Annotated in this window: 18 protein-coding genes; 16 read left to right on the top strand and 2 right to left on the bottom strand. The window is 46.7% G+C overall.

The features are described from left to right. The first annotated feature begins 139 nt into the window (after positions 1 to 139). From leuC to gyrA, 15 genes are all read left to right on the top strand, one after another. Positions 140 to 1561 carry a 3-isopropylmalate dehydratase large subunit gene (leuC, locus tag LOZ80_RS16955; protein WP_238172471.1) on the top strand — a complete coding sequence of 474 codons (1422 nt, stop codon included), beginning with the start codon at positions 140 to 142 and terminating at the stop codon, positions 1559 to 1561. 27 nt (positions 1562 to 1588) lie between these two features. Further along, positions 1589 to 2194, top strand: coding sequence for a 3-isopropylmalate dehydratase small subunit (gene leuD / locus LOZ80_RS16950; protein ID WP_238172470.1), 606 nt, complete (start codon positions 1589 to 1591; stop codon positions 2192 to 2194). Between the two features lie 298 nt (positions 2195 to 2492). Next, positions 2493 to 3950 (top strand): N-acetylmuramoyl-L-alanine amidase family protein, encoded by a 1458-nt coding sequence (locus LOZ80_RS16945; RefSeq protein ID WP_238172469.1) that lies wholly within the window; start codon positions 2493 to 2495, stop codon positions 3948 to 3950. Positions 3951 to 4016: 66 nt separating this feature from the next. Beyond that, entirely contained in the window at positions 4017 to 4601 is a 585-nt protein-coding gene (locus LOZ80_RS16940) for a GerMN domain-containing protein (protein ID WP_238172468.1), read from the top strand. 29 nt (positions 4602 to 4630) lie between these two features. Then, entirely contained in the window at positions 4631 to 7351 is a 2721-nt protein-coding gene (locus LOZ80_RS16935) for an S-layer homology domain-containing protein (protein ID WP_238172467.1), read from the top strand. Between the two features lie 195 nt (positions 7352 to 7546). Further along, positions 7547 to 8218 carry an endonuclease III gene (nth, locus tag LOZ80_RS16930; RefSeq protein ID WP_189017763.1) on the top strand — a complete coding sequence of 224 codons (672 nt, stop codon included), beginning with the start codon at positions 7547 to 7549 and terminating at the stop codon, positions 8216 to 8218. A gap of 26 nt (positions 8219 to 8244) precedes the next feature. Then, a complete protein-coding gene (locus LOZ80_RS16925; protein WP_189017760.1) occupies positions 8245 to 8520 on the top strand; it encodes an NAD/NADP transhydrogenase alpha subunit in 276 nt (91 codons plus the stop codon). A gap of 87 nt (positions 8521 to 8607) precedes the next feature. Beyond that, entirely contained in the window at positions 8608 to 12309 is a 3702-nt protein-coding gene (locus LOZ80_RS16920; RefSeq protein ID WP_238172466.1) for a dynamin family protein, read from the top strand. Positions 12310 to 12575: 266 nt separating this feature from the next. Beyond that, entirely contained in the window at positions 12576 to 14411 is a 1836-nt protein-coding gene (locus tag LOZ80_RS16915) for an ABC transporter ATP-binding protein (protein WP_238172465.1), read from the top strand. Next, positions 14408 to 16255: an ABC transporter ATP-binding protein gene (locus LOZ80_RS16910; RefSeq protein ID WP_238172464.1), complete on the top strand. Its 1848-nt coding sequence runs from the start codon at positions 14408 to 14410 to the stop codon at positions 16253 to 16255. The genes LOZ80_RS16915 and LOZ80_RS16910 overlap by 4 nt, the downstream gene beginning before the upstream one ends. Before the next feature lie 494 nt (positions 16256 to 16749). After that, positions 16750 to 17565, top strand: a complete 816-nt coding sequence (locus LOZ80_RS16905; protein ID WP_238172463.1) for a GDSL-type esterase/lipase family protein — start codon at positions 16750 to 16752, stop codon at positions 17563 to 17565. A gap of 12 nt (positions 17566 to 17577) precedes the next feature. Continuing rightward, entirely contained in the window at positions 17578 to 18543 is a 966-nt protein-coding gene (locus LOZ80_RS16900; RefSeq protein WP_238172462.1) for an ABC transporter ATP-binding protein, read from the top strand. Between the two features lie 15 nt (positions 18544 to 18558). Further along, positions 18559 to 19551, top strand: coding sequence for a DUF2705 family protein (locus LOZ80_RS16895; protein ID WP_283214770.1), 993 nt, complete (start codon positions 18559 to 18561; stop codon positions 19549 to 19551). A gap of 65 nt (positions 19552 to 19616) precedes the next feature. Continuing rightward, the gene (gene parE, locus LOZ80_RS16890) at positions 19617 to 21584 is read left to right on the top strand and encodes a DNA topoisomerase IV subunit B (RefSeq protein WP_238172460.1); all 1968 of its coding nucleotides are present in this window, start codon (positions 19617 to 19619) and stop codon (positions 21582 to 21584) included. A 24-nt stretch (positions 21585 to 21608) separates the two neighbouring features. Next, positions 21609 to 24050: a DNA gyrase subunit A gene (gene gyrA, locus LOZ80_RS16885; protein ID WP_238172459.1), complete on the top strand. Its 2442-nt coding sequence runs from the start codon at positions 21609 to 21611 to the stop codon at positions 24048 to 24050. Here gyrA and LOZ80_RS16880 read toward each other — a convergent pair. After that, complete coding sequence (locus LOZ80_RS16880) at positions 24041 to 24208, bottom strand: hypothetical protein (protein ID WP_189017738.1); 168 nt, start codon at positions 24206 to 24208, stop codon at positions 24041 to 24043. The two genes, gyrA and LOZ80_RS16880, sit on opposite strands and share 10 nt — an antisense overlap. A gap of 260 nt (positions 24209 to 24468) precedes the next feature. Between LOZ80_RS16880 and LOZ80_RS16875 the strand changes: the two genes are divergently transcribed. Further along, complete coding sequence (locus tag LOZ80_RS16875) at positions 24469 to 24873, top strand: MarR family winged helix-turn-helix transcriptional regulator (protein ID WP_238173009.1); 405 nt, start codon at positions 24469 to 24471, stop codon at positions 24871 to 24873. 33 nt (positions 24874 to 24906) lie between these two features. On the opposite strand, the gene LOZ80_RS16870 is transcribed toward LOZ80_RS16875, so the two are convergent. Beyond that, entirely contained in the window at positions 24907 to 25620 is a 714-nt protein-coding gene (locus tag LOZ80_RS16870; protein WP_283214769.1) for an RluA family pseudouridine synthase, read from the bottom strand.

Genomic DNA, 25620 nt, shown 5'->3' with positions numbered 1-25620 from the left:
GGATTTGAAACACTCATAGGTAGAATCTATCAAGCTTATAGTTATTATATCTTGGAGCAATGACGATTTCCGTGCTAAACTACGTTATGAGGGTAAGACAAGAACAATAAGAGCGGATAATGACAAGAGGTGACTGGATATGAGTAAAAAGACAATGTTTGAGAAAATCTGGGATAATCACGTAATTAACCAGGAAGAAGGCAAACCTAGCGTTATCTATATTGACTTGCAACTGGTGCACGAAGTAACTTCTCCACAAGCGTTCGAAGGACTTCGCTTATCGGGTCGTAAAGTTCGCAGACCTGATCTGACTTTTGCAACAATGGATCATAACGTACCAACGAAGGATCGCTTCAACATCACAGATCCGATTTCCAAGCAACAAATTGATACACTTTCCCAAAATTGCCGTGATTTCGGCGTTACACTGTTCGACCTAGACAGCATCGACCAAGGTGTCGTGCACGTTATGGGTCCAGAACTTGGCCTTACACACCCAGGTAAAACGATCGTTTGCGGCGATAGTCATACTTCCACTCACGGTGCGTTCGGTGCGCTTGCTTTCGGTATCGGAACAAGTGAAGTTGAACACGTGCTTGCAACGCAAACACTGCAACAGTCCAGAGCTAAATCTTTGGAAGTACGCATTACTGGCAACTTGAAACCAGGCGTTACAGCAAAAGATCTTATCTTGGGCGTAATTGCCAAATACGGCACGGATTTCGCAACTGGGTACGTTATTGAATACACAGGCGAAGCGATCCGCAGTCTTTCCATGGAAGAGCGTATGACGGTTTGTAACATGTCCATTGAAGGTGGAGCGAGAGCAGGTTTGATTGCTCCTGACGCAACGACTTTCAACTATCTGCGTGGTCGTGAATACGTGCCGCAAGGTGCTGATTTCGATGCAGCGGTAGCAGAATGGGCTACGCTTGTGACTGATGAAGGCGCTGAGTATGATTGGGTGTTGGAATTTGACGCAGACACGTTGATCCCGCAAGTAACCTGGGGAACTAGCCCGGGTATGGGTACTGGCGTAAACGCGCTTGTTCCGGATCCGCAAAGCTTCGAAACTGAGAATGAACGCAAAGCGGCTGAAAAAGCGCTTGAATATATGGATTTAACCCCAGGTACGCCTATGACGGACCTCAAAGTGGATTATGTTTTCATCGGTTCCTGTACCAATGGACGTATTGAAGATCTTCGTGCAGCTGCCAAAATTGCACAAGGCTACACAGTTGATCCTAGTGTAACGGCTATCGTCGTACCAGGTTCAGGCCGCGTCAAAATTCAAGCTGAAAAAGAAGGCTTGGACAAAATTTTCTCTAATGCGGGCTTCGAATGGCGCGATGCAGGCTGCAGCATGTGTCTGGCTATGAACCCAGACGTTCTGCAACCAGGTCAACGCTGTGCATCTACGTCCAACCGTAACTTCGAAGGCCGTCAAGGCCGCGGCGGACGCACGCATCTGGTTTCACCAGCTATGGCGGTTGCAGCAGCGATCAAAGGTCATTTCTACGATGTTCGTGATTGGGAAATCAAAGAATACCAACAAGCTTAATTTTGGTTGATTAAGGAGAATGAAAACATGGAAGCTTTGAAACAACATACAGGCCTAGTCGGTCCCGTGGATCGTGTAAATGTAGATACAGATGCTATTATTCCTAAGCAATTTCTCAAAAGAATCGAACGCTCCGGCTTCGGACAATTCCTTTTCTTCGAATGGAGATGGGATGAAGCGGGGAATGTGATTGAGAGCTTCCCGTTAAACCAAGATCGCTACCAAGGAGCATCCGTCTTGCTCTCCAGAGCGAACTTCGGCTGCGGATCTTCCCGTGAGCATGCACCTTGGGCGATTCAAGATTTCGGATTCCGCGTCATCATCGCGCCATCCTATGCGGATATTTTCTACAACAACTGTTTCAAAAACAGCATTTTGCCAATCAAGCTGTCCGAAGAGCAAGTGGATGATTTGTTTGCTCGTACAGCGAAATATGAAGGCTACAAGCTGAGTGTCGATCTTGAAAACAACAAGCTGACAGATGAGCATGGCTTGGAAATTACGTTCAACATCGATGAGCACCGTCGTCAATTCTTGCTGCAAGGCTTGGATGATATCGGTTTGACATTGCAGCACGAAGCAAAAATTACAGCTTATGAGCAAGCGCACCAAAAACGTTTGGCTTATAAATAAGATGTGAGATCAAGCGCAATTCGTGGATTTCCATGGATTGCGCTTTTTGCGTTTTAATGCGAATGTTCACTTGGAAAACGAACCGCTGTATCGTTACAGCGGTTCGTTTTTTTCGTTTTATTTTGCAACTTTTGGCAGTTTGTTACGTCTAATAGATTACTAGATTGTCGAAGGAACGGGGGTTGTGCTGTCGGGAGAGTGATTTTTATTCATAATATTGACCTATTGCCGCTGAATTTAAATAATAGATTGCGAGTTTCACTTGAGAATCCACAATTCCGACATTACATAGAGGTGAATGATGAAATTTCCTGCATTTTGTTTGATTTTGTTAGTCTGTATGCTGCTGCTTCCATCTTACGCGCTTGGCGCAGAATCGCCTGCGGTTATCAAGCTGTTTATGAATGAGAAAAGATTGACTTCAACAGAGGTTGCCCCCCATGTCGTCAGTGGGAATACAATCGTTCCCGTGCGTATTATTGTTCAAGAAATCGGTGCCAAAGTAACCTGGAATGCAGCCGCTCGCCAAGTAACGATTGTCAAGGATGACGTGAATATCCAATTGGTGATCGATAGCAAAATGGCTGTCATTAACGGTGCAAAAGAACAGATGGAAGTAGCCCCAGTCATTGAGAATGGCAATACCATGCTTCCGCTAAGTTTCATCGGCAAAAGAATGGGTATAGAATTTAAATGGGATGCTGCGACTTCATCCGTTCATATGTTCAAGCCAGAGGATGGCGATTCCAAGCCGGTTACAGGACCCGTCGATAACGTCGATAAGCCTGAGAATGGCGGTGTAACAACGCCGAAACCGACCAAGCCAGGAACGGGGACAAATCCAAACCCAGGAACAGGCACGGACCCGACAACGCCTGATCAGAATGTGCATTTGCTTACGTCAATCTCACTTACTGACAAAGAATTGATCGTAAACGCCAAGGATGGCACGCTTGCTCCAATTATGATGAAGCTTGCTAATCCAAACAGACTTGTCTTTGATTTCCCCAATACGAAGTTGGATGAGTCACTCCAAAAATTGCTAGTTAACAACGCAGGGGAGCTGCCATCCAAGCATGCGCTTGTGCAGAAAATTCGCTTCTCCAACTTCGCGGATAATCCAGCTACGGTGCGAATTATCCTTGATTTAAAAGGCGCTGCGGACTATAAGACGCAAGTGTCGAAGCTTCCCAATCAGTGGTCGGCTTCCATTGTGGAGCACCAATTAACAGTGGTTATTGATGCTGGTCACGGTGACCAAGATCCAGGTGCTTTATCCATTACTGGGAAGCACGAGAAGGAATTCACACTTGCTACAGCGAAGAAGGTAGAGAAGCTGCTGGCTCAAGACAAGCGTGTGGTGGTCATGATGACAAGAGCGGATGACACTTTCATCCCGCTTGATGATCGTGTTTCTTTTGCCAATAACAACATGGTGGATCTGTTCTTATCCATTCATGGGAACAGTGCCAAAGCAACCGTATCAGGAACAGAAACGTACTATAACAGACCGGAAAGTATAGATTTTGCCAATGTCGTTCATGAGAAAGTGGTTGCTGCGACAGGATTTCCAGATCGTAAAGTGCGTCAAGCCGATTATCGTGTTATTACCAAAACGACGATGCCGGCTGTGCTCGTTGAGGTTGGCTACTTATCCAACAAGAATGACGAAACAGCGATGTACAAGGAAGCTTTTCAAGATAAGGTAGCAGCTTCAATCGCTGCAGCTATTAAGCAATATTTAGGCCTCAAATAAGAAAAGAAGCTGTCCCTTATGCTTCCAATGTTCATTTTGTCAGGCAAAACGTAAGGAGTGAGAGAGATGACGAAAACAAGTCGCCTATTACATGGGGTTCTGCTTGTAAGTGCCATCACGTTGACTTTAAGTGCCTGTGGTCAGAAACCTCAGCTCACAGGAGCAGCAACACCGCAACCTACAACGGCACCCATCTCGACACCGGTGACACCAAGTGCAACACCCATGCCTACACCAACACCTGATCCTTTGAAGCAAAAAAAGGTCAACGTTTTTTTTAGTGATCAAGACGAAATGAAGCTGATTGAAAAAGAAGTGACGATCAGCTACAAGCTGGATGCAGATGTGTATGAAGCAGCATTGAATGCGCTCAAGAAGTCTGACGATCCCAAAGCAGTTCCTTTGTTCGATGATTTGAAATTCACCAGTGTTGCATTTGACAAAGCCAAAGGTGAACTGAAATTGGATATGAAATTCGGTCCCAAAACGCAGCTTGGCGCGCCAGGTGAGGATTTATTTTTGCAAGCCCTCAAAAAAACCGTTTTTCAATTTCCGGAAGTGAAGTCTGTCTATGTGCTGAAAGATGGCAAACAAGTGGACAGCTTGATGGGACATCTGGAACTTCCATACCCGATTAAAAGACCTAACTAAATGGCGATGCAGAGGAGTTCATAACAACGATGAAAAATAAGAAATTGGCTAGTGCAATTGTAAGTTCATTAATCGTAACAAGCTTGGCGGGAACACCGGCATTGGCGGCAGAATCTACACAGACACCACAAACGAGTGCAACGACTGTTAAAACTTCATTTCCTGACGTAAGTACGGATTATTGGGGTATTCGTCATATATCCAAACTGGCTCTGGAAGGCATTATTGATGGATTTGAAGACGGTGCTTACCGTGCGGAGAATTCCGTTACACAGCAGGATGTATTGATTATGGCCACTCGGATGATGGGTCTGCAAGGCGAAGTCGATGCCATGACAACGTCAACAGTTTTCCCTGATTTCATGCTTGTAGATAATTATGCTCGTAATTATGTAGCTATTGCCCTTCAAAAGGGACTCATTTCCAATGAGGAAGAGAAAGAAAGAAGCGCAGGCGATAAGTCCAAGGACAAATGGGGACAAAGAAAAGCAACGAGAGAATGGGTTGCAGAAGTTGTCATCAAGGCGATTGGCAAAGCTTCCTTTGCGCAGAGTTTATCATCGACCACAACGGCGTTCAAAGATAACAGCACGATCAGCAGTACGACCCTCGGTTATGTCAATGCAGCCGTCGCACTCAAAATCGTTGACGGGTTTGAAGATGGCACTTTTCAACCCAAAGGGGCTGTGACACGCGCGCAGATGGCGGCATTTTTGAGCCGTTCGCAAAAGGAATTAGTGAATTTGCCTTCACGTGTCAAAAAAGGCTATTTGACTACTTTAACAAGCGGCAGCATTGGTCTGATGGATAAAGACGGCAATACGAGTACATATAAATTGTCCTCAAATGCTGTGTTCTATGGCAACAAGAATGATACAGCAATTGCAGCAAATACACTTGAAGAAACGTACGAAGTATCCATCGTTCAAGTCAATGGCACTGCATACTATGTTGAGATTCTAAGTGATCAATTGCAGTTGGATATTAAAGAAGGCAGCTTGCTAAAATTAAACCTGTCAACGATGAAAGCAACGTTGGATGATTATGAGAGTTATGACTTGGCATCGGATGTTAGTGTGACAGACGCTCAAGGGCGCGGGCTAAGTCTAGGGGATGTTGTTGCAGGCAGCAAGATTCAATTGCGCAAAAGCAAGATTGTAAAGACAGATAAATATACATCCATTATCGTGAAACAAGTTCCTGTAAACAAAACATCAACAGGTGCTATTCAAACAATAAACAAAGATGCCTTGCAAGTTACCATTTTGGAAACAGCATCGGGACAAGCGGAAACATATAGTTTCTCTAGCAGCCTGGTTGCAACTTTGGCGGATAACACGCTAGTGGATATCAATTCCCTGCATGTGGGAGATACCGTTGACTACACGGTGAAGAATAACGAAGTCGTGAAGGTCGTTGTCAAAAAGCAAGCGGATGTTGGCGTAAGCGTGGAGGGGACACTTAAGGGTTTAAGTGATGACAAGACCTATCTTACCATTACTAAGGCGACTGGCTCCGCATTAGCTGCTTATTTACTATCAGATAATGTTCGAGTTCAAATCAATGGTTTAGATACGGCGAGTATTTATGATATTGCGCCAGGAGATCAGCTGAAATTAGATGTGTTGAATAACAAAGTTACGTTAATTACTGTTACGAACCGTTCAATTGATAATCTCTACTTTGCTAAGATTGACAGCTATAATACTGTGTCAAAAGCATTAACTGTTATAGATAATAAAGGAGATCTACACGCTTATAAATTAACGGATACGGTTTCGATTTCTTATGCAGGAACTTCACTTCCTTTCTCAAGTTTCAGCGGAACATTTACTGCTGGGAAATATGTGGATTTATTAGTTTCCAAAAATACCGTGACGCAAATTAAAATGTCCGCCCAATTGGACGGGGCATTAACGCAATTGAATTTGCAAACGAATAATATCACTTTAAAAACGGACAGCGGTCAAAACTTAACGTTCAAGCTGACGTATGCGCCGCAAGTTGAGCTTGCCAATAAGCCGAATAGCACGCTGTCTGATTTAAAAGTGGGGGATAATGTTAGTTTGCTTCTCAGCTTCGATCAAGGGATTGTAACGAAAATTGTGACAAGCAAGACAGCCCTATACAAAACTGCAATTATTAATGTGAATAGCAAACAATTAACTGTCACCGATGAGGCTAATACGACTTTTGCCATTTCCTTAGATGGTGTACCGATTGTTAAAGCAGATCAAACCGTTGGAACACTGTCCGATTTTGCCATTGATGATTATGTGAAATTGACGTTCAAAGGGCTTGCCGTTTTGAAAGCTGAGATTATTTCTCCGGTTCGCGGTAAAGTCACAGCGGTGAATGCAGCGAGCACAAGTTTAACGATTCAGGACTTCTCTGGCAAGAATCAAGTTATTAATGCAGGCAGCAACTATGGAGTTAAATTGAATGGCGGCTTGGATTGGAGTTTCTCCTCTATCAAAGTGGGGGATCGTGTTCAAGTGATGAAAGATGCGAGCGATAAAGTGCTCATTCAAGTTGCCGTGGCTTCCAAACGCGAAGTGGACAACTACAACAATATCGTCAACCAATTTAACTTCAAAGCAACAACATCCAGTGATAAAACTACTTATAATATTTTCCCTCGAGCTTATTATCACAAAGGGACAGATCTCGTAGCGCCAACCTCTTTTGTGAGCGGTGATATTGTTACAATCTACGTCCTGGATAACAAACTTGTTGAGATTGAAAAATAGGTTTTGAACAAAACAGCATGCTCATCCGTCTGTAAGTTAGGAGCTTTTCTCCTGCTGCAGGCGGTTTTTTATTCATTTTAAAAATAAATATGGCAATTATTTAGAAAATGTTCGCATTTTGACGCTTTCAAGCATTGATTCTACCCGCACAATTCGCTAAACTGGAGAATATTACGTCCCTAAGGAAGTAAAGACATGACGCAGAAAATCGTAAGGCATATTTTGGATACCATAGCTGAACTTTTTCCGGATGCACATTGTGAGCTGCGCCATAGTAATCCGTTTGAACTCACGATTGCTGTTTTGTTGTCAGCGCAATGTACCGATGAAACCGTCAACAAGGTGACATTGGATTTATTTCAGAAATATAAGACACCTGAAGATTATTTGGCAGTTCCCTTGGGGGAGCTTGAGCAGGATATTCGTCGGATTGGACTATTTCGAAATAAGGCAAGCCATATTCAGAAATTGTGTCAGCTGTTACTGGACAAGTTTGATGGAGAAATTCCCCAGAAGCACGAGCAATTGGTCGAGCTCCCTGGTGTAGGCCGTAAAACGGCGAATGTCGTGGTATCGAACGCATTTGGTGTTCCTGCGATTGCCGTTGACACGCATGTCGAACGAGTCGCCAAACGATTAGGCCTGGTAGGTTGGGATGATTCGGTGCTAGAAGTTGAGAAGAAACTGATGAAGAAGGTGCCCAAGGAAGAATGGACGCTGACGCATCATCGTTTGATCTTCTTTGGCCGTTATCACTGCAAAGCACAAAACCCGATGTGCACGGTATGCCCGCTGTTGGATATATGCCGTGAAGGGAAGAAGCGTATGAAACCAGGCGCAATTAGGAAAACTATTACAAACAAATGATATGCAGACAAAGGATGGGATTTGAAATGAAATGCATCGCCGTATACACGAATAGCTTCGAATTGTTCTCTGATATTTTTGAGCAAGTGATTAATACACCATTAGCTGATAACGAAGAAAAAGTCATAGAAGGTGTTACTGTCAGTGAATCTGGTGAGGTTCCACAGAACTACATAGACAAAATGAAAACAAAAACTGAAGTTGTTGTTATGAAGGTCAAAGATTCCGATATCACGATCTTGCAGCACCGTGACGTTTTTGAAATTTTCTTGCCGGAAAAAGAAAAAGCCGTTATCTCCTAAATGACAAATCTCCCTCTGGGAGATTTTTTTCTGTACGTTAAGGGGTCGCAATAGGGTGAAATGTTGAATAAGGAGCGGAATGTACGAATGACGCAAGCGATAGATACAAGCATCTCGGTTATGCCGGATGCGATGAAGAAGATGCAGGTTGTTTTGCAAACGACCGGGGATCACGATAATGCGATCAAGTTAGGACAATTGCTCGATAAATTGCACACTGATCGAATGAACATTGCGTTCTGTGGCCATTTCTCAGCGGGGAAATCAACCTTGATTAACCAGCTTTGCGGGCATACCTTGCTGCCCTCAAGTCCCATTCCAACCAGTGCCAATATCGTAAGCATTCGCAACGGGGCACCTGGAGCGCACGTAAGTCATCGCGCAAAAGGCGAGGGCGCTGCTCAGCAAGAGAGACAAACAACCATCGCTTTGGATGAATTGGATGCCTATTGCGTGAACGGCACAGATATTGAAACCGTAGAAATTACATATCCAATCTCTTTTTTAGGTGAGCATACAGCGCTGTTGGATACGCCAGGTATTGATTCAACGGATGATGCGCATCACCAGTCTACGGAGTCGGCTTTGCATTTGGCTGACGTTGTTTTCTATGTGATGGATTACAATCATGTGCAGTCTGAAGTCAACCTTGCCTTCACGAAGAAAATGAAGGAGTGGGGCAAGCCGCTCTATCTTATTGTCAATATGATTGATAAGCACAAAGAGTGGGAGCTTCCCTTCGCACAGTATCAAGAAGGTACGAAGCAGGCGTTTCTTAGCTGGGGCATTGAACCGGACGGCCTGCTGTTCGTAACGATGAAGGAGCCGAGTCATCCGCATAATGAATATGCAAAGCTGCAATGGCTCCTCAGCCGTTTGATTGAGCGCGGTGATACGCTGCGCAGCTTCAGCATCGACGCCTCCGCGCGCTATCTGGCTGCTGAGCACGGCAAGTGGTTGGCTGAGCAGCATGAGCCGCAGAAAGATGAGCTCCTGGATAGGATCAGCCAAGAAGGCGACGTGCAAGAGGTTCAGGCAACAGCTGCTGCCAAGCAGGAGGAGCTGAAGGTACTGCAAGGCTTGCCGGAAGCATTGACGGCGAGCCTGCGCAAGGAAGTTGGCATGATCATTGAGAATGCCAACATTACGCCGGCCTTAACTCGGGATCAGGCTCACGCCTATTTGGAGAGCCGCAAGCCGGGGTTCAAGGTAGGTTTCTTCTCGCGGGCCGCACAGACGGCTGCAGAGACGGAGAAACGGCTAGCGGCGTTTCAGGCGGACTTGGCTGAACAGGTGGAAGCGCAGCTCGACTGGCATCTGCGCGATGCTTTGAAGAAGGCAGCGCAAAGCCAGGGGCAATACGATCCAGCGCTCATCGCGCAGATCGAAGCTTTACAGGTCGTTGTGACAACGCAATGGCTGGGTGCGCAAGTGAATGCCGGCGCTACCTTTGGCGGCGAATATACGTTGAATTACATGAAGCAGATTGCTGCTGATTTGAAACAGCAGTACCGCAAACTGGCGTTTGCGGTGATTGATCTGCTCGCGGCTGCTGTGCGCGAGGACTCCGTGCCAGCCGCAGCTTCGCTTGCGGCTGAGCTTGAGGCGCTTGGCATTCGCCTGAGCGCCTACAGGGAACTGCAGCGCCTCGAGGAATCCGAGGCGGAGGCAGAAGCCCAGCTGCTGCGCATGGCCAGCTGGCCTAGACCTCCTGCGCCGGCGCTGCCGGACGCGCAGCAGTTCACCCCCCTGGAGGAGACGGCAGCCGCCCCGCTGAGCGGGGCGCTGGCCGCGACCTCCCTGGATAAGATCCTGCAGGCCGCCGCCACAGCTTCGGCGGCCGCAGGCGTCAAGGCTGCCCCTGTGGAGGCAGCCGCGCCCGCGCCTGCCGCGTTCACCTCGGGTGAACACGGCAGGCGCATGGAGCGCAAGGCCGCCGACTTGCAGGCGGCCTCCACGCTCATCGACGGATTGCCGTCGATGCGGTCGATTGCGCGCGCCATGCGCGAGAAATCCGAACGTCTGCGGCAGCGGACGTTCACGATTGCGCTGTTCGGCGCCTTCAGTGCTGGCAAATCGTCATTCGCCAATGCGTTAATTGGCGAAAGAGTGCTGCCGGTCTCGCCGAACCCAACGACGGCGGCGATCAATAAGATCATGCCGCCGCAAGAAGGTTGGCCGCATGGCACAGCCAAAGTGAAGATGAAGAAAGCGGACGCTATTGAGCAAGATGTGCTCTATTCACTTGACATACTCGGCGTGCAAGCCGCAGATATGACATCCGCGTTGAAACGAATAAGCGCCCTATCTCCAACGGACGTTACAGCCAAAGGAAAGCCGCATTACTCCTTTTTGAAGGCGGTAGAGAAAGGCTGGTCACTTGCGCATAATCAGTTAGGCCAAGAGTTGCGGATTACCAAAGAAGATTTTCCAGGCTATGTTGCGGATGAATCCAAATCCTGTTTTGTTGAATTTATCGAATTATATTACTCCAATCCGTTAACCGATCAAGGGATCATCTTCGTGGATACACCGGGGGCAGACTCTATCAATGCTCGACATACAGGGGTAGCTTTTAATTATATTAAGAACGCCGATGCCATATTGTTCGTGACCTATTACAATCACGCGTTTTCACAAGCGGACCGTGAATTCCTTTTACAGCTTGGACGTGTGAAAGACAGCTTTGAAATGGATAAAATGTTTTTCATTGTGAATGCGGCCGATCTGGCGGCAAGCACGGAGGAGCTCGATGGCGTAATTAAGCACGTGGAAACGAATTTAGTCCAGCATGGCATTCGAAATCCGCGGATCTACCCTATTTCCAGTTACTTGGCGGCCGAAGGGAAAATAAAAGGGAATGAAGAACTGGTTGTCCAATCAGGGATTCAACCTTTTGAACAAGAATTTGTCAAGTTCACATTCAATGAACTTAGCGAAGTGGCGATTCATTCCGCCAATCTGGAGTTGAATCGAGCTATCGCTACCATGCAGCAATGGTTGGAACGCGCCCAATCCGGCGAGGAACAACGGAAAATGCAGTTGACTCAGCTGCAGAAGGATGAGCAAACCGGGGCTGATCTCGTGGCCGCAACTTGGTTTGATGCCGACATCAAAGAACTGAAAAAAGAAATCCAGGAGCTTTTATACTATGTGAAGCAGCGGACAACATATCGCTTTGGCGAGCTTTACAATTATGCTTTTAATCCGTCCACATTCCGTGATGAAGCCAGAGATCCCAAGCAAGCCCTTCAGTCCGCGTGGAATGAATTGCTGCGCATGATTGGGTACGATTTGTCGCAAGAAGTGTTGGCAACGACGCTTCGGGTTGAGAATCGCATGAATGCGATCAGCGGCAATCGAGTCAAACGCTGGGAAGAGCAGCTTCGCCAAGTCATGGATGGTTACGAAAGCGGCGTGTATGAATCAACAGCATTCGTTACACCTGAAATATCAGCGAAGCTGGAAGTCCCGGAGGTTACACTCAAGCTGCTGCAAAGTCATTTCAAAAATCCTAAGCAATTTTTCGAGGGCGATGGCAAAAGCAAATTGCGTGCAGATTTGGAAAATCGTGTTCAAGCGCCTGTCGCACACTTTATGGAACTCCGAACGTTGGAACTTGAAGAGGCTTATGCCAATCAATTGGACAACTGGCTGCTTGAGCAGAAGACGCGAATGCTTGGACAGTGGCAAGAGCATGCAGAGGGAATGCGTGATGCGCTTGAAATGAAGATCGATTTAGACGAACTTATATCCAAACAGCATCAATTAAAAGGCTTTGTATCTTGAAAAATCTAAAGGTTGGCTCTGTTCTTAGGAACTTGGCCAACCCTTTTTTTTGTATCGTCATGTAAGGGTTTACATTGGCGGTTATCGGGATGATTTTAAAGAATAGGGGGGATTCCTGCAAGATTTTGTGAAGTTATGGTCTATTAAGCGTATATATCCTGTTTTCCTCTGATTGCTCGCTCCTAGTGATGGTGTTAAGATTCATTAAGTATTAAAACGCTTACCTAGCTTTTCCAAATTATCCTTCTGAGGAGGGGACACCCGACGTGGATGTGTTCAGGCAACTGAAGCCGTATTTCTGGCCAGAAAGAAAGTTATTTTTCGGAGCAATTTTATGTTTAGCAACGGCAACTGCGCTTGGTCTCGTGTATCCGAATTTACTCAGGTATTTAATCGACAACGTAATTGCGAAGAAACAATTCGAGCTCGTTCCCAAGTTAGCCTTAGTGGTCGTGCTGGTTGTTTCAATGAAAGGAATTTTTCAATTTCTTCATGGATTATGCGGGGGAAGATTAGGCAATCGTGTTGCCTATCACTTACGGAATGCGCTCTACAACAAACTTCAGTACTTATCTTTTCAGTATTATGATCAGGCTAGAACCGGCGATTTGATGTCGCGGATGACAGCGGATTTAGAAGGCATTCGACAGTTTATCGGGTTTGGTTTTGCTCAGCTTTTGAACGTTGTCTTAATGCTTGTTTTCGGGATGGGCATGATGTTCTCGATCAACTGGAAACTAGCGCTTCTAACGATGATTACAATGCCTTTTCTGGCATTTACAGCTATTCGCTTCGAAGGTAAAATTCACCCGGCTTTCCGGATGGTCCGACAATCGCTGAGTACAATGACGACAGCGGTACAAGAAAATATCACAGGTGTGCGGACCGTCAAGTCATTTGCCCGCGAGTCGCATGAGGTAACGAAATTCTCAGCGCGAAATGAAGATTACAAAACGATGAACATCGAAACTTCCGGGATATGGGCCAAATATTTTCCGATTATGGAAGTCTTGGCGAATCTGAGTGTCGTCACCTTGCTTGGCGCAGGCGGATATATGGTCATTCAGGACACGATTACGCTAGGCGAATTGGTAGCCTGCTTCAGCTTAATCTGGTACATTATTGGACCGATGTGGGGATTGGGTTTTCATATCAATAACTTTACCCAAACGAAAGCTTCCGGTGAGAAAATTCTGGAAATTCTGCATCAGTACATGCATGTAAAAGATCAACAAGATGCCCTGGCTTTGCAAACGGAAGACGTTCAAGGACATGTGCGCTTCGATCATGTGACTTTCGCTTATCCGGAGAAACAGCCTGCGCTATATGATTTTACCGTAGACGCGCCTCCAGGATCGGTAATCGGTCTGCTGGGGAGTACGGGGTCAGGCAAAACGACAGTGATTTCCTTGCTCATGAGAGCGTATAACGTCAAAGAGGGTCAGGTTCAACTAGATGGTAAGGATATTCGTTCGTTGCAGCTAGAATCCTACCGCAATCAAATCGCAACAGTATTTCAAGAAACATTCTTATTTTCTTCGACAATTCGTAACAATATCGCCTATGGACGCAAAGAAGTGTCCATGGAAGAGATCGTCCGAGCGGCCAAATTATCCAAAGCTCATGATTTCATTATGGAACTTCCGGAAGGCTATGATACCGTTGTCGGCGAGCGTGGTTTGGGCTTGTCAGGGGGTCAGAAACAGCGGATAGCGATCGCCAGAGCCCTGCTCAAAGATCCGAAAATTCTTGTTCTGGATGACGCAACCAGTGCAGTCGACATGGAAACCGAACATGAAATTCAAGCTGGATTCGGGGAAGTTATGAAAGGGCGTACAACCTTCATTATTGCCCACCGGATTTCTTCTTTGAAACATGCGGATGAAATTATTGTGTTGGATAAGGGCCGCATTGTGCAAAGGGGCAAACATCTCGATCTGCTCCAACAGGAAGGTCTTTACCGCCAAACGTATCAAATTCAGTACGCAGATCAACCTCCCAAAGCTATTGGTGACGAGCAAGCTGCTGCCGCTAAGGAGATAGACACAGAGACAGAAGCTCATAATCAAGTCATTGCGCAAGAAAGAAGGTTAGCACATTGAGTACGCATGCTAAGCAAGCCGATGCTTCTGACAATCAGGAGCAGTCGCAAGATGGTCAACGCTTCGTCTATCAGGATGATGAATTGATTGACAAACCTTTTGATTGGGGTCAATTGAAACGTTTATTTAGCTACATGAAGCCTTACCGCAAGCAAATGCTGCCAATTATTATTGTGATGATGCTGGTTGGCGCGATTACCAAACTGACGGTTCCTTTGTTAATCCGTGAAGCGATTGATAAAGCGATCATCCCGAAAGATACCCATTTACTGCTCATCATCGTTGGTATCATGTTTGCTGTTTATATCATCCAATGGCTTGCTAATACGTTTCGTATCAAGTATACGAATATGATTGGACAACGGGTCATATACGATCTGCGTCATGATTTATTCAGCCATATTCAGAAGCTTTCGTTCCGATTCTTTGATACAAGGCCCGCTGGATCGGTACTTGTACGGGTTACGAACTATGTGAATTCTTTGCAGGATTTGTTTACGAACGGTGTCGTTAACTTATTGATCGATGTTGTTCAATTGTGCGGTATTATTATTATCCTATTGACTTATAATTTCAAGTTAGGCGCTGCCATCATCGTGACAGTACCGATTATGTTCTTGATTTCTACCAAGCTGCGCAAAAAGATTCGTCATGCCTGGCAGGACGTTACCATGAAGCAATCTCGCTTAAATGCGCATTTGAATGAGTGTATTCAAGGGATTCGGGTGACTCAAGCTTATAGTCAAGAGAAGGCGAATATTCATTTCTTTACCAAAATGAACATGGTCAATCGGTTGTCCTGGAACCGCGCTTCCATGCTCAACCAATCGTTCGGACCGTTGATTGAGATTACTGGGGCGATCGGTTATTGCATACTGTTCTGGCTAGGCGCGCATCTCATTCAAACCGAAGAAATATCTGTGGGCTTGTTAGTTGCCTTTGCTACATATATCGGCTATTTCTGGGAGCCTATCACACGTTTGGGGCAAATGTATTCGCAGCTGCTTATCGCAATGGCATCCGCGGAACGTATTTTTGAATTTATGGATGAACAGCCTAGTGTGGCTGAAATCGACAATGCCAAAGCTTTGCCAAGTATTCAAGGTCATGTGAAATTCGAAAATTTGGTTTTTGAATACGAACCTGGCCGCCCTGCGTTGAATGGCATTCAACTGGACGTACAGGCTGGTCAGTCCATAGCGCTCGTCGGACATACGGGGTCAGGCAAAAGTACCATTATGAACCTCTTGTGCCGCTTCTATGATCCGAATAAAGGAAGAGTCCTGATTGATGGTCAGGATATTCGCGAGGTAACGATTCAAAGTTTGCGCTCGCAAATCGGTGTTGTGCTGCAAGACACCTTTATTTTCTCGGGTACGATAAGAGAGAACATTCGTTTCGGACGTTTGGACGCAACAGACCGTGAGATTGAGGATGTAGCGAAGGCTGTGCATGCCCATGATTTCATTGCAGCGCTGCCGAGCGGCTATGATACGGAAGTTCAGGAGCGAGGTAATGTGCTGTCCATGGGGCAGCGGCAATTGATTTCATTCGCTAGAGCGCTGCTTGCCAATCCGCGAGTGCTGATTCTGGATGAAGCGACGGCGAGTATTGATACGGATACAGAGTTGAAAATTCAAGAAGCGCTCAAGACGCTTCTGGCAGGTCGGACATCGTTTATCGTGGCTCATCGCTTATCTACGATTCGCAATGCGGACAAAATCGTTGTGCTCGACCATGGTCGAATGATGGAGATCGGCAACCACGATGAGTTGATGAAAGAGCAGAAGATTTATTATGGCCTCATTCAAGCTCAGTATAAATTCCTGCAAGATGCGGTGTGAAGCAAGCGCAAGCCGGTTAACTGCTATGGCGGTTAATCGGCTTTTTTTAGCAAAATGTTTCAGGATAGCGAGTTTGAGGGAACTACAGGGCGCTATCACTCTGAAAACCGCCATATTCCACGCCAGAGGGAACTACGATCCGCTATGTATCCATTTCCCGGTTGGAATCGGCAGATTTGGCTTAAATAGCGGATCTCAGTTCCCTTTCATGCTACGTTTACCCCATTTCCCGCCATATAGAGGATCATAGTTCCTTTTCACACGACGCTCTTTGCCATTGCAGAGCCCAAAACAGGCATAAACACTTCTAGCGTTCCTAATTTATCCCCTCGCCAAAATGTCCAAGAACCTAGCCGCAGGCTAGGTTTAATAGGCATTGAATACGAACGAATGATCCCTTTTTGAACAGATCTGAATTGTAACGTTTGCAAAATTAGGCAAGAAGCTATACTCTTAGAGTGAATTATGCCATTTATTCGCAGGAGGGGACTTCATTGAGATCAACCCGTTACATCTGGGGGGCAATTGGCCTAACCGCATCCATTTCCACGATTGTTTTCGCTGTAGGTTTTGCATATGCGGCGAATCAGATATGGTTTCCGAAAGCATCCGGGGATCTTAACATTGTTACAGCAACTCCCAAAAAAGAAACGATGATTGAAAGTCGAAGCAAACTGCAAATTGTTGCACTCGGTGATTCTTTAACAGCTGGAACCGGCGATAATACTGGCAAAGGTTATGTAGGCCGTGTTCGCGAGAAGTTGGAGAAAGAAACCGGAAAACCGGTATTTGTGCTTAACAATTTAGCGATCCCGGGCTATAAGAGTGATCAGTTGTTGCAGGATCTTACGCTCAAAAAGACGCAAGATGCACTCGCTCAAGCGGATATTATTTTGCTGACGATCGGTGGGAATGATATTTTTGCCGGTGGGGAAGGTCTTTTTAGCGGTGAAAATCAAACTGAATTCAATCCTGAAGCGGCTGAGAAACGTTTGGGGCCTGCCTTACTCCAGATGGACAAGATCCTAAAGGCGATTAATCAAGCGAATCCTAAAGCTACCGTGCTCTATGTCGGTTTATATCATCCTTTCCTTGATTTGGATCCGAAAAAAGAAGGTTCGTTAATCGTACAGCGCTGGAATAACCGTGTATTCGAATTGACGAATCAATATCCACAAATGGTGATTGTCCCTACCTATGATTTATTTGAACAAAATTTGATCAAATATTTGTCATCGGCCGATCATTTTCATCCCAATGGTGACGGATATGAACGGATTGCTGATCGAATCGTACAAATTTTGAAATAGGGGGCGATGTAGATGAACGGATCAGGTGCGGCACCAACAACGGTTTTGTCGGTCAAGAATGTGAAGAAAAAGATCAAAAACAAAGAGATTATCAAAGGGATATCTTTTGATGTGTATGCGGGTGAGATTTTTGGTTTCTTAGGCCCGAATGGATCAGGCAAAACGACCACGATTCGAATGTTGGTTGATTTAATTCGTCCGACAGAGGGGTCGATCCAGATCTGCGGGTTTGACGTGCATAAGCAGCACGATCAAGCCATGCGTCAAGTGGGTTGTATTGTTGAGAATCCAGAGTTATATTCGTATCTAACCGGTTGGGAGAATTTAGAGCATTTCGCCAGAATGCTGCCGGATGTGGATCAGCAGCGAATCCAGGAGGTTGTCGAGATTGTCTCGATGGATCAACGAATTCATGATAAAGTACGCACTTACTCACTGGGCATGCGCCAGCGCTTGGGGATTGCCCAGGCACTGCTTGGGCGCCCCAGCTTATTGATATTGGACGAGCCTACGAATGGTCTGGATCCTCAAGGCATTAAGGAAATGAGGGAATTCATTCAGCGGCTGGCTGCAGATGGGCTGAGTTTGTTTGTGTCCAGCCATCTGCTCAGTGAAATTCAGCAAATGTGTGACCGGGTGGCGATTATTAGCCACGGCGAGGTAATTCAAGTCGGCGCAGTTCAGGATTTGATTGCACAAGGCGGTAAAGTGATCTGGACCGTGTCTCCGGCCGAACAAGCTGAGGGGCTTCTACTTGCGTCGCCGCTCGTACATGCGGTTGAGGGAATGGAACAGGACGCTTCCGCTCATGCACGAACTTTGGGCAAGCCAATCGTAACCCAGATGGATCAAGAACATGTTCCCGAGCTAAGTCGGCAATTGATGGAAGCAGGAATTAGCCTCTTTGCTGTAGAAATCAAAAATCCAACGCTGGAAGATCTGTTCTTGAGCCTAACCGAAGGTGAAACCATTCAATAGGGGAAGGTGAGAGAATTGCGTATTTTGGTGGATCTTGTCAAAAATGAATGTATAAAAATGATTAAGAAAAAACGCTTTTATGTCATCTTACTTATCCTGCTTGCGCTAATCCCTATGTTCACATATGCCCAGATGCGTGTGGCGCAAAATACACAAAAACAATTCGGGACGACCGATTGGAAAGCGGACCAACGCCAGAAAATTGCGGACTGGGAGAAGCGCTTAGGATCAGCAAGAACACCGGATGAGTGGAAGCAGCAGCTGCGTGTTCAGATTCAGGTAGCTAACTATTATTTAGATAAAAATGTCGATCCAAGTTCACCGAATGCGGTGACATTTACCCGTGAATTTGTGAAAAATGCTGTCGGATTATTCATTCCATTGATCATCATGGTGATTTCCGCAGACATCGTATCGTCGGAGCATTCTACGGGGACTATTAAATTATTGTTGACAAGACCCGTCCGGCGATGGAAAATCCTATTGAGTAAATTAATTACTGTCATCTTCTTTACTTCACTAACTGTCCTGTCCACGGGCGTGCTCAGTTACTTAATTTCGGGGGTTGTCTTTGGCTACAATGGCTGGACGATGCCTGTGTTTACCGGGATTCAGTTAACAGGATCAGATGTGGATTTCAGTCTGGTTCGTGCGGTAGATCAATGGTTCTTCCTTCTCATGGAGTTCGGGCTTGTCTGGTTCTCCGCTGTGGTGGTCGCCTTGATGTCTTTGATGCTTTCGGTCTTAATCCGTTCAACTGCCGCTGGTATGGGGGTCATGCTAGCCGTTCTAATTTCAGGTACGATCCTTTCGAACATGGTGTCTTCCTGGGAAACAGCGAAATATTTGTTTATGGTTAATTTGGACTTAACCAAGTATTTGACCGGAGGCTTGCCACCTATCAAAGGTATGGATTTAACGTTTTCCCTTAGTGTATTGAGCGTTTGGGCATTGGTTTCGCTAATTATTTCATTTACCGTTTTCTCACGCAAAGATGTATTGAATTAATGGATAAAAGAGGAGAGTCTTTGAATGGCTTCAAAGCTCCCTATATATAAAAAAGGAGGGCTTCAATGACTGAGCAGCTAGAATTTGCGAATGGAAAAGCCCCAACATCGGATTATGATGTGGATGATATACAGGTTCTCGAAGGTCTTGTCGCGGTTCGCAAAAGACCCGGAATGTATATCGGCAGTACCAGTGCTTCCGGCTTACATCATTTGATATGGGAGATCGTGGACAATGCCGTCGATGAGCATTTGGCTAAGCATTGCTCCAAAATTTCAGTCACGATACATAAAGATCAGTCCATTACGGTGCAGGATAATGGTCGTGGAATTCCCACAGGGATGCATAAAACAGGTGTTCCTACACCGCAGGTTGTCTACACCATTCTGCATGCTGGAGGTAAATTTGGCGGTTCCGGTTACAAGAAATCAGGTGGATTGCATGGCGTAGGTGCTTCCGTTACCAATGCATTGTCGGAGTGGCTTGAGGTGGAAATCTACCGGGATAGCAAAGTGCATAAAATGCGGTTTGAATACTGGGTTGATGATAAGGGAATCGAACATGTCGGGGAGCCCGTAACAGGCCTTGAAGTGATTGGGAATACGAACCGTACGGGAACCAAAGTAACGTTCAAGCCTGACAAGCGGGTATTCCAAGGCGGAACAACGATCAGTTACGATACGCTGGCAGAACGGTTGCAAGAGATCGCTTTCTTGAATTCAGGTCTTTTGGTCAATTTGAAGGACGAACGGACCGACAAGCTGGATTCTTTCCAGTATGAAGGCGGAGCAAGCCAATTCGTTGAGTTTTTGAATGAAGAGAAAACGGTGCTGCACCCTGTCATCCATTTTGCGTCTGAGAAAGATGAGATTGAAGTCGAAGTGGCCTTGCAGTACAACGATGGGTATACCGAAACGATTGCCTCTTTCGTGAATGCGATCCCGACCCGCGGCGGCGGTACGCACGAGACAGGATTCAAGACGGCTTATACGCGTGTCATGAATGAATATGCCCGTAAAGCAGGAATTCTCAAAGAAAAAGAGAAGAACTTGGATGGTACCGATCTTCGTGAAGGCATGATGGTTGTTATCAATATCAAGATGGGCGATGTCGAATTCGTTGGCCAGACCAAGGATCAGCTTGGAAGCGCTATTGCACGAAGTGTTGTAGATGCGATTGTGACAGACAAAATGACGGTGTTTCTGGAGGAGAATCCCCAGATCGCCCAAATGATGCTGCGCAAAGCGGTACAAGCGTCCAAGGCGCGGGAAGCAGCCCGCAAAGCCCGCGAAGAAATACGCAGCGGCAAGAAAGGCAAGAGCGAGAGCTCGAACCTGAACGGCAAGCTGACGCCAGCCCAGTCCAAGGATTTGCAGCGCAATGAACTGTTTGTCGTGGAAGGCGATTCTGCCGGCGGGTCTGCGAAGCAAGGACGTGATTCCAAGCATCAGGCGATCCTGCCGCTCAAAGGAAAACCGATGAATCCGGAGAAAGCCAAGCTGCTCGACATCATGAAAAATGAAGAGTACAAGGCCATTATTTCGGCCATAGGTGCTGGAGTCGGCTCTGAGTTTGAATTAGATGAGATGAATTACGGCAAGATTATTATTATGACGGATGCAGATACCGACGGAGCTCACATTCAAGTGCTGCTGTTGACGTTCTTCTACCGTTATATGAAGCCAATGATTGATGCCGGGAAAGTATATATTGCCCAGCCTCCTTTATTCAAAGTGACCCGAAAAGGCAAGAATGGCGGGCACCGATATGCATGGACAGATGAACAATTGCAAGTAGTTGTCAAAGAATTAGGCAAGAATACAGAATTACAGCGTTACAAGGGACTTGGCGAGATGAATCCCGAGCAGTTGTGGGAAACTACGATGAATCCCGAGAGCCGGACGCTCCTGCAGGTTCAAATTGAGGATGCAGCGAAAGCTGAGCGCCGTGTAACAACTTTGATGGGTGATAAAGTAGACCCGCGCAAGCGTTGGATTATCGAGAATGTCGATTTTACCGAATATGTAGAGTAGACCAAAAAGAGTGGTGACTGAAAGTTGAGCATGTTAGAAGAATTTTTACCAGCCTTTCTTGAGGAGATCGTTGGCGATCGCTTCGGGCGTTATTCCAAATATATTATTCAGGATCGTGCGATCCCGGATGTAAGGGACGGCTTGAAACCTGTACAACGACGCGTTCTATACGCGATGTATGATTCGGGGAATACCCCGGATAAACCGTATCGCAAATCGGCCAAAACGGTCGGTGATGTGATGGGGAACTACCATCCGCATGGCGATGCGTCCATTTATGACGGCATGGTGCGTATGGCTCAGCCATGGAAAATGGGGCATACGCTTGTCGACGGGCATGGCAACTGGGGTTCCCTCGATGACGATCCGCCGGCAGCCATGCGTTATACGGAGGCTCGTCTCTCGGAAATTGCGATGGAACTGCTGCGTGACATTGAGAAACGAACGGTAATGTTCAAAGATAATTTTGATAACTCGACGAAGGAGCCTGTCGTGCTCCCGGCACGTTATCCGAATTTGCTGGTTAACGGTGTGAGCGGCATTTCTGCTGGTTTTGCTACCGAAATTCCACCGCATAATCTGCGTGAAATTATCGATGCCTGCACAGCCATGATTGATAAACCGGAGATTACGGTTGAAGAGTTGATGGAGATCGTGAAGGGGCCTGACTTCCCGACTTCGGGTATTATCATGGGCGAAGAAGGCATTCGTGAAGCTTACCGCACAGGCAAAGGCCGGATTCATATTCGCTCCAAAACGGCGATTGAAGATATGCGCGGCGGCAGACAACAGCTTGTCATTACAGAGATTCCTTATCAAGTGGTCAAATCACGTCTTGTTACGGCGATGGAGAACATTCGACTTGAGAAGAAAATCGAAGGCATCGCAGAAGTCCGTGACGAGAGCGGTCGCAATGGACTGCGAATTGTTATTGAATTGAAGAAAGAAGCCGATGCGCAAGGGATTCTTGCTTATTTGCTGAAGAAAACAGATTTGCAAGTGACCTATAACTTCAATATGGTTGCGATTGTGAATAAAGCGCCGCGGCAATTGGGTTTCCGTGAGATTCTAGAAGCCTATATTGAGCATCAGAAGGAAGTTGTTACCTTCCGCTCACAGTATGAGCTTGAGAAAGCGGAAGACCGTGCGCATGTGCTGGAAGGGCTAGTGAAAGCACTTAATATTTTGGACGAAGTGATTGCCACCATTAAAGCCTCCAAGAACAGACAGGATGCTCAAAATAATCTCGTCGACAAGTTCGGGTTCTCGGAGCGTCAAGCGGATGCGATTCTGGTTTTGCAATTATATCGTTTAACGAATTTGGAAATAACAACGCTCGAAAAAGAGTTGAAGGATGTCGAGAAGACGATAGCTTATTTGCGCGGCATTCTTGGCAGCTTGAAGAAATTACTGGGCGTTATCAAAGACGAAATGGGCGAAGTTCGCAAGAAGTACGGGATTGAACGCCGCTCCGAAATTCAAGGGGAAGTCGAAGAACTGAAGGTGAATCTGGAAGTTCTGGTTAATTCCGAAGACGTCTTGGTTACACTGTCCAACGAAGGCTACTTGAAGCGGACGAGCAAGCTGTCATTCACGCGTTCGGGCGGGGAATTGGAGAACACGGGACTCAAAGAACGAGATTATCTCCGTTTCTTGCTGGATGTGAATACGATTGAGAATTTGCTGATCTTCACGAAGAAAGGGCAGTATTACCTATTGCCTGTCCATCAAGTGCCAGAGTACAAGTGGAAGGAAAACGGCACAGCGATCGTGAATGTCATCCCGATAGCCAAAGAGGATCGGATTGTGAATGTGATTCCGGTCAAAGGCTTGGATGATCCGACGAAGTCACTCGTGTTCGTGACGCGCAAAGGTCAAGTGAAGCGCACCGAGCTGAAAGAATACATGACGAATCGTTCTAACGGTATCGTAGCTTGCAAGATCGGTGAGAATGACGAAGTGCTGCATGTGCATCTAAGTGACAACACCAAAGAAATTTTGTTAGTCACGAAGCAAGGCATGAGCATCCGTTTCCGTGAGGAGGAAGTAAACCCGATGGGCCGTGCGGCCGCGGGTGTGCGCGGCATCCAGCTCAAGGATGACGACGAAGTCGTCGCTGCCGAGTGGATCTATGGGGATGAAGGGGAAGTACTCGTGATCTCGGACCTCGGGTATGCGAAGCGCTCCCTTGTTGTCGACTATCCGATTCAAGGACGCGGAGGGAAAGGTATTATGACCTTCGAATTTAAGGAAGGCAAGCGTGTTAGACCTAACGGTGCTGCTTTAATTCGGACGTTTATCGTCAAAATGGATTATCTGATTACAGCGATTATGAGCAATGGCGAGAAGCTGCGTTTCTCCACGGAAACAGCTCCTCTGGAAGATCGCAAGTCGCAAGGCAAACAAATGATTCCGGTAACCAAAACGGAATCGATCATTGAAGTCCTTCGTTTTCCTCAATCATAACTGACGGTAGGCGGATCAAGTTTCTCGATAAGTTGAAAAGCAATTTCCAATAGGACCCACAGAGGCATCGGTTCGTCCAATCGATCCAGCCACTGTGGGTCTTTCAGTATGCCGGCTGCCATGGCTTTTTGGCCTAGCTCCATTTTCCAAGTTTCCATCCTAATCACTCCTTTGTTCTGTATCCCGCTTATTACTATATGTCATTGCCCAGCAGGTTGTTAAAAGAAGTCGAAAGGCAGGAGGTCGCAGCGCAAGAAAGGACAAGGTTACCAAGGGCTCGACAACATGTCCCTTGAAGCCGCAGCATGTCCTACTTGGGCGCAGCTTTTGTCTGAAAATATTAATGGCATTAACCTTTAAACGAGCGAAAAGGCGTGCTATACTTGCATTAGGAGATGTTGGAAGCGAGTTGATGAGGATGTATTCCGATGAATTCGGAAAGCTATGGCTAAAATTATCCAAGGAATTAAAAAATCAAATGGAGGTAGGTTTAGCCCCTACCATTACAGAAGGGCAGCTGAATGTCCTGGAACTGTTGATGGCACACGAGCGGATGAAGCCTTCGGATTTAATCGAATATTTATCCACCACGCCTGCTGCTGTCACAACATTATTAGACCGGATGGAAAAGGGTGAATTGATTGCGAGGGAGCGGGATGAGAAAGACCGCAGAATCGTATGGGTCAATGTCACGGCAAAAGGAAAGACGGAATGCGAGCGAGGCACGTTAATCCGAGAACAACTGTTGGATTCGTACCTGAGTCGCGTTTCCGCCCATAACCAGAAATTGCTTATTTATTTGTTAGGGAAGGTTGCCAACTAATAGCGACCCTTCCCCTAAGAGGAATTTATCAATTTACAATTCCGGGATGGCAAATTCACTCCAAGGCCGCTGCACAGGCGGCAGCGACCGGAAGTTCATCAGCTCCTTGAGCGTTGGATGCTCGAAGGAAAGCGCCGTCGCCCACAGCGCGAGCTGCTGGCCGGGCTTGTTCACCGCGCTCCCGTAGCGCTGGTCGCCGTAGAGCGTGCAGCCGATGGCTGCCAGCTGCACACGGATTTGATGCGGCCGCCCGGTGTGAAGCTTGATCTGGATCAAGCTGAACCCGTCTTGGCTGCCGAGCAGCTTATAGTCCAGCACGGCCTCCTTGGCGTCCTGCTGGCCTTCTCTGACCACGCTAACGGTATTCGTGCGTGTGTCCTTCCATAGCCAGTGACGCAGCGTAGCGGACGGCTGTGGCGGCTTACCATGCACGACAGCGACATACGTCTTGTCGAGCTGTCGTGTTCTGACCGCGTCCGATAACCGTGACGCGGCTTTTGACGTTTTGGCGAAAACCATCACGCCGCCAACCGGACGATCAAGACGGTGTACAAGTCCGAGGTATACGTTTCCAGGCTTGTTGTAACGCTGCTTGATATCCTCTTTCAGCGCAGTCAGCAGATCCAGATCACGTGATTCATCTTCCTGCGTGGGCATGTTGACGGGCTTCTCAACCACAAGAATGTGGTTGTCTTCGAACAAGATCGGGATTTGAGATGCTCCCGTGACATCCTTCGATCGGCTCAC

The sequence above is a fragment of the Paenibacillus sp. HWE-109 genome (assembly GCF_022163125.1).
GTDB lineage: Bacteria > Bacillota > Bacilli > Paenibacillales > NBRC-103111 > Paenibacillus_E.
The sequence above is the reverse complement of the archived record's forward strand: the minus strand, read 5'-3'. Positions and strand labels throughout refer to the sequence as shown.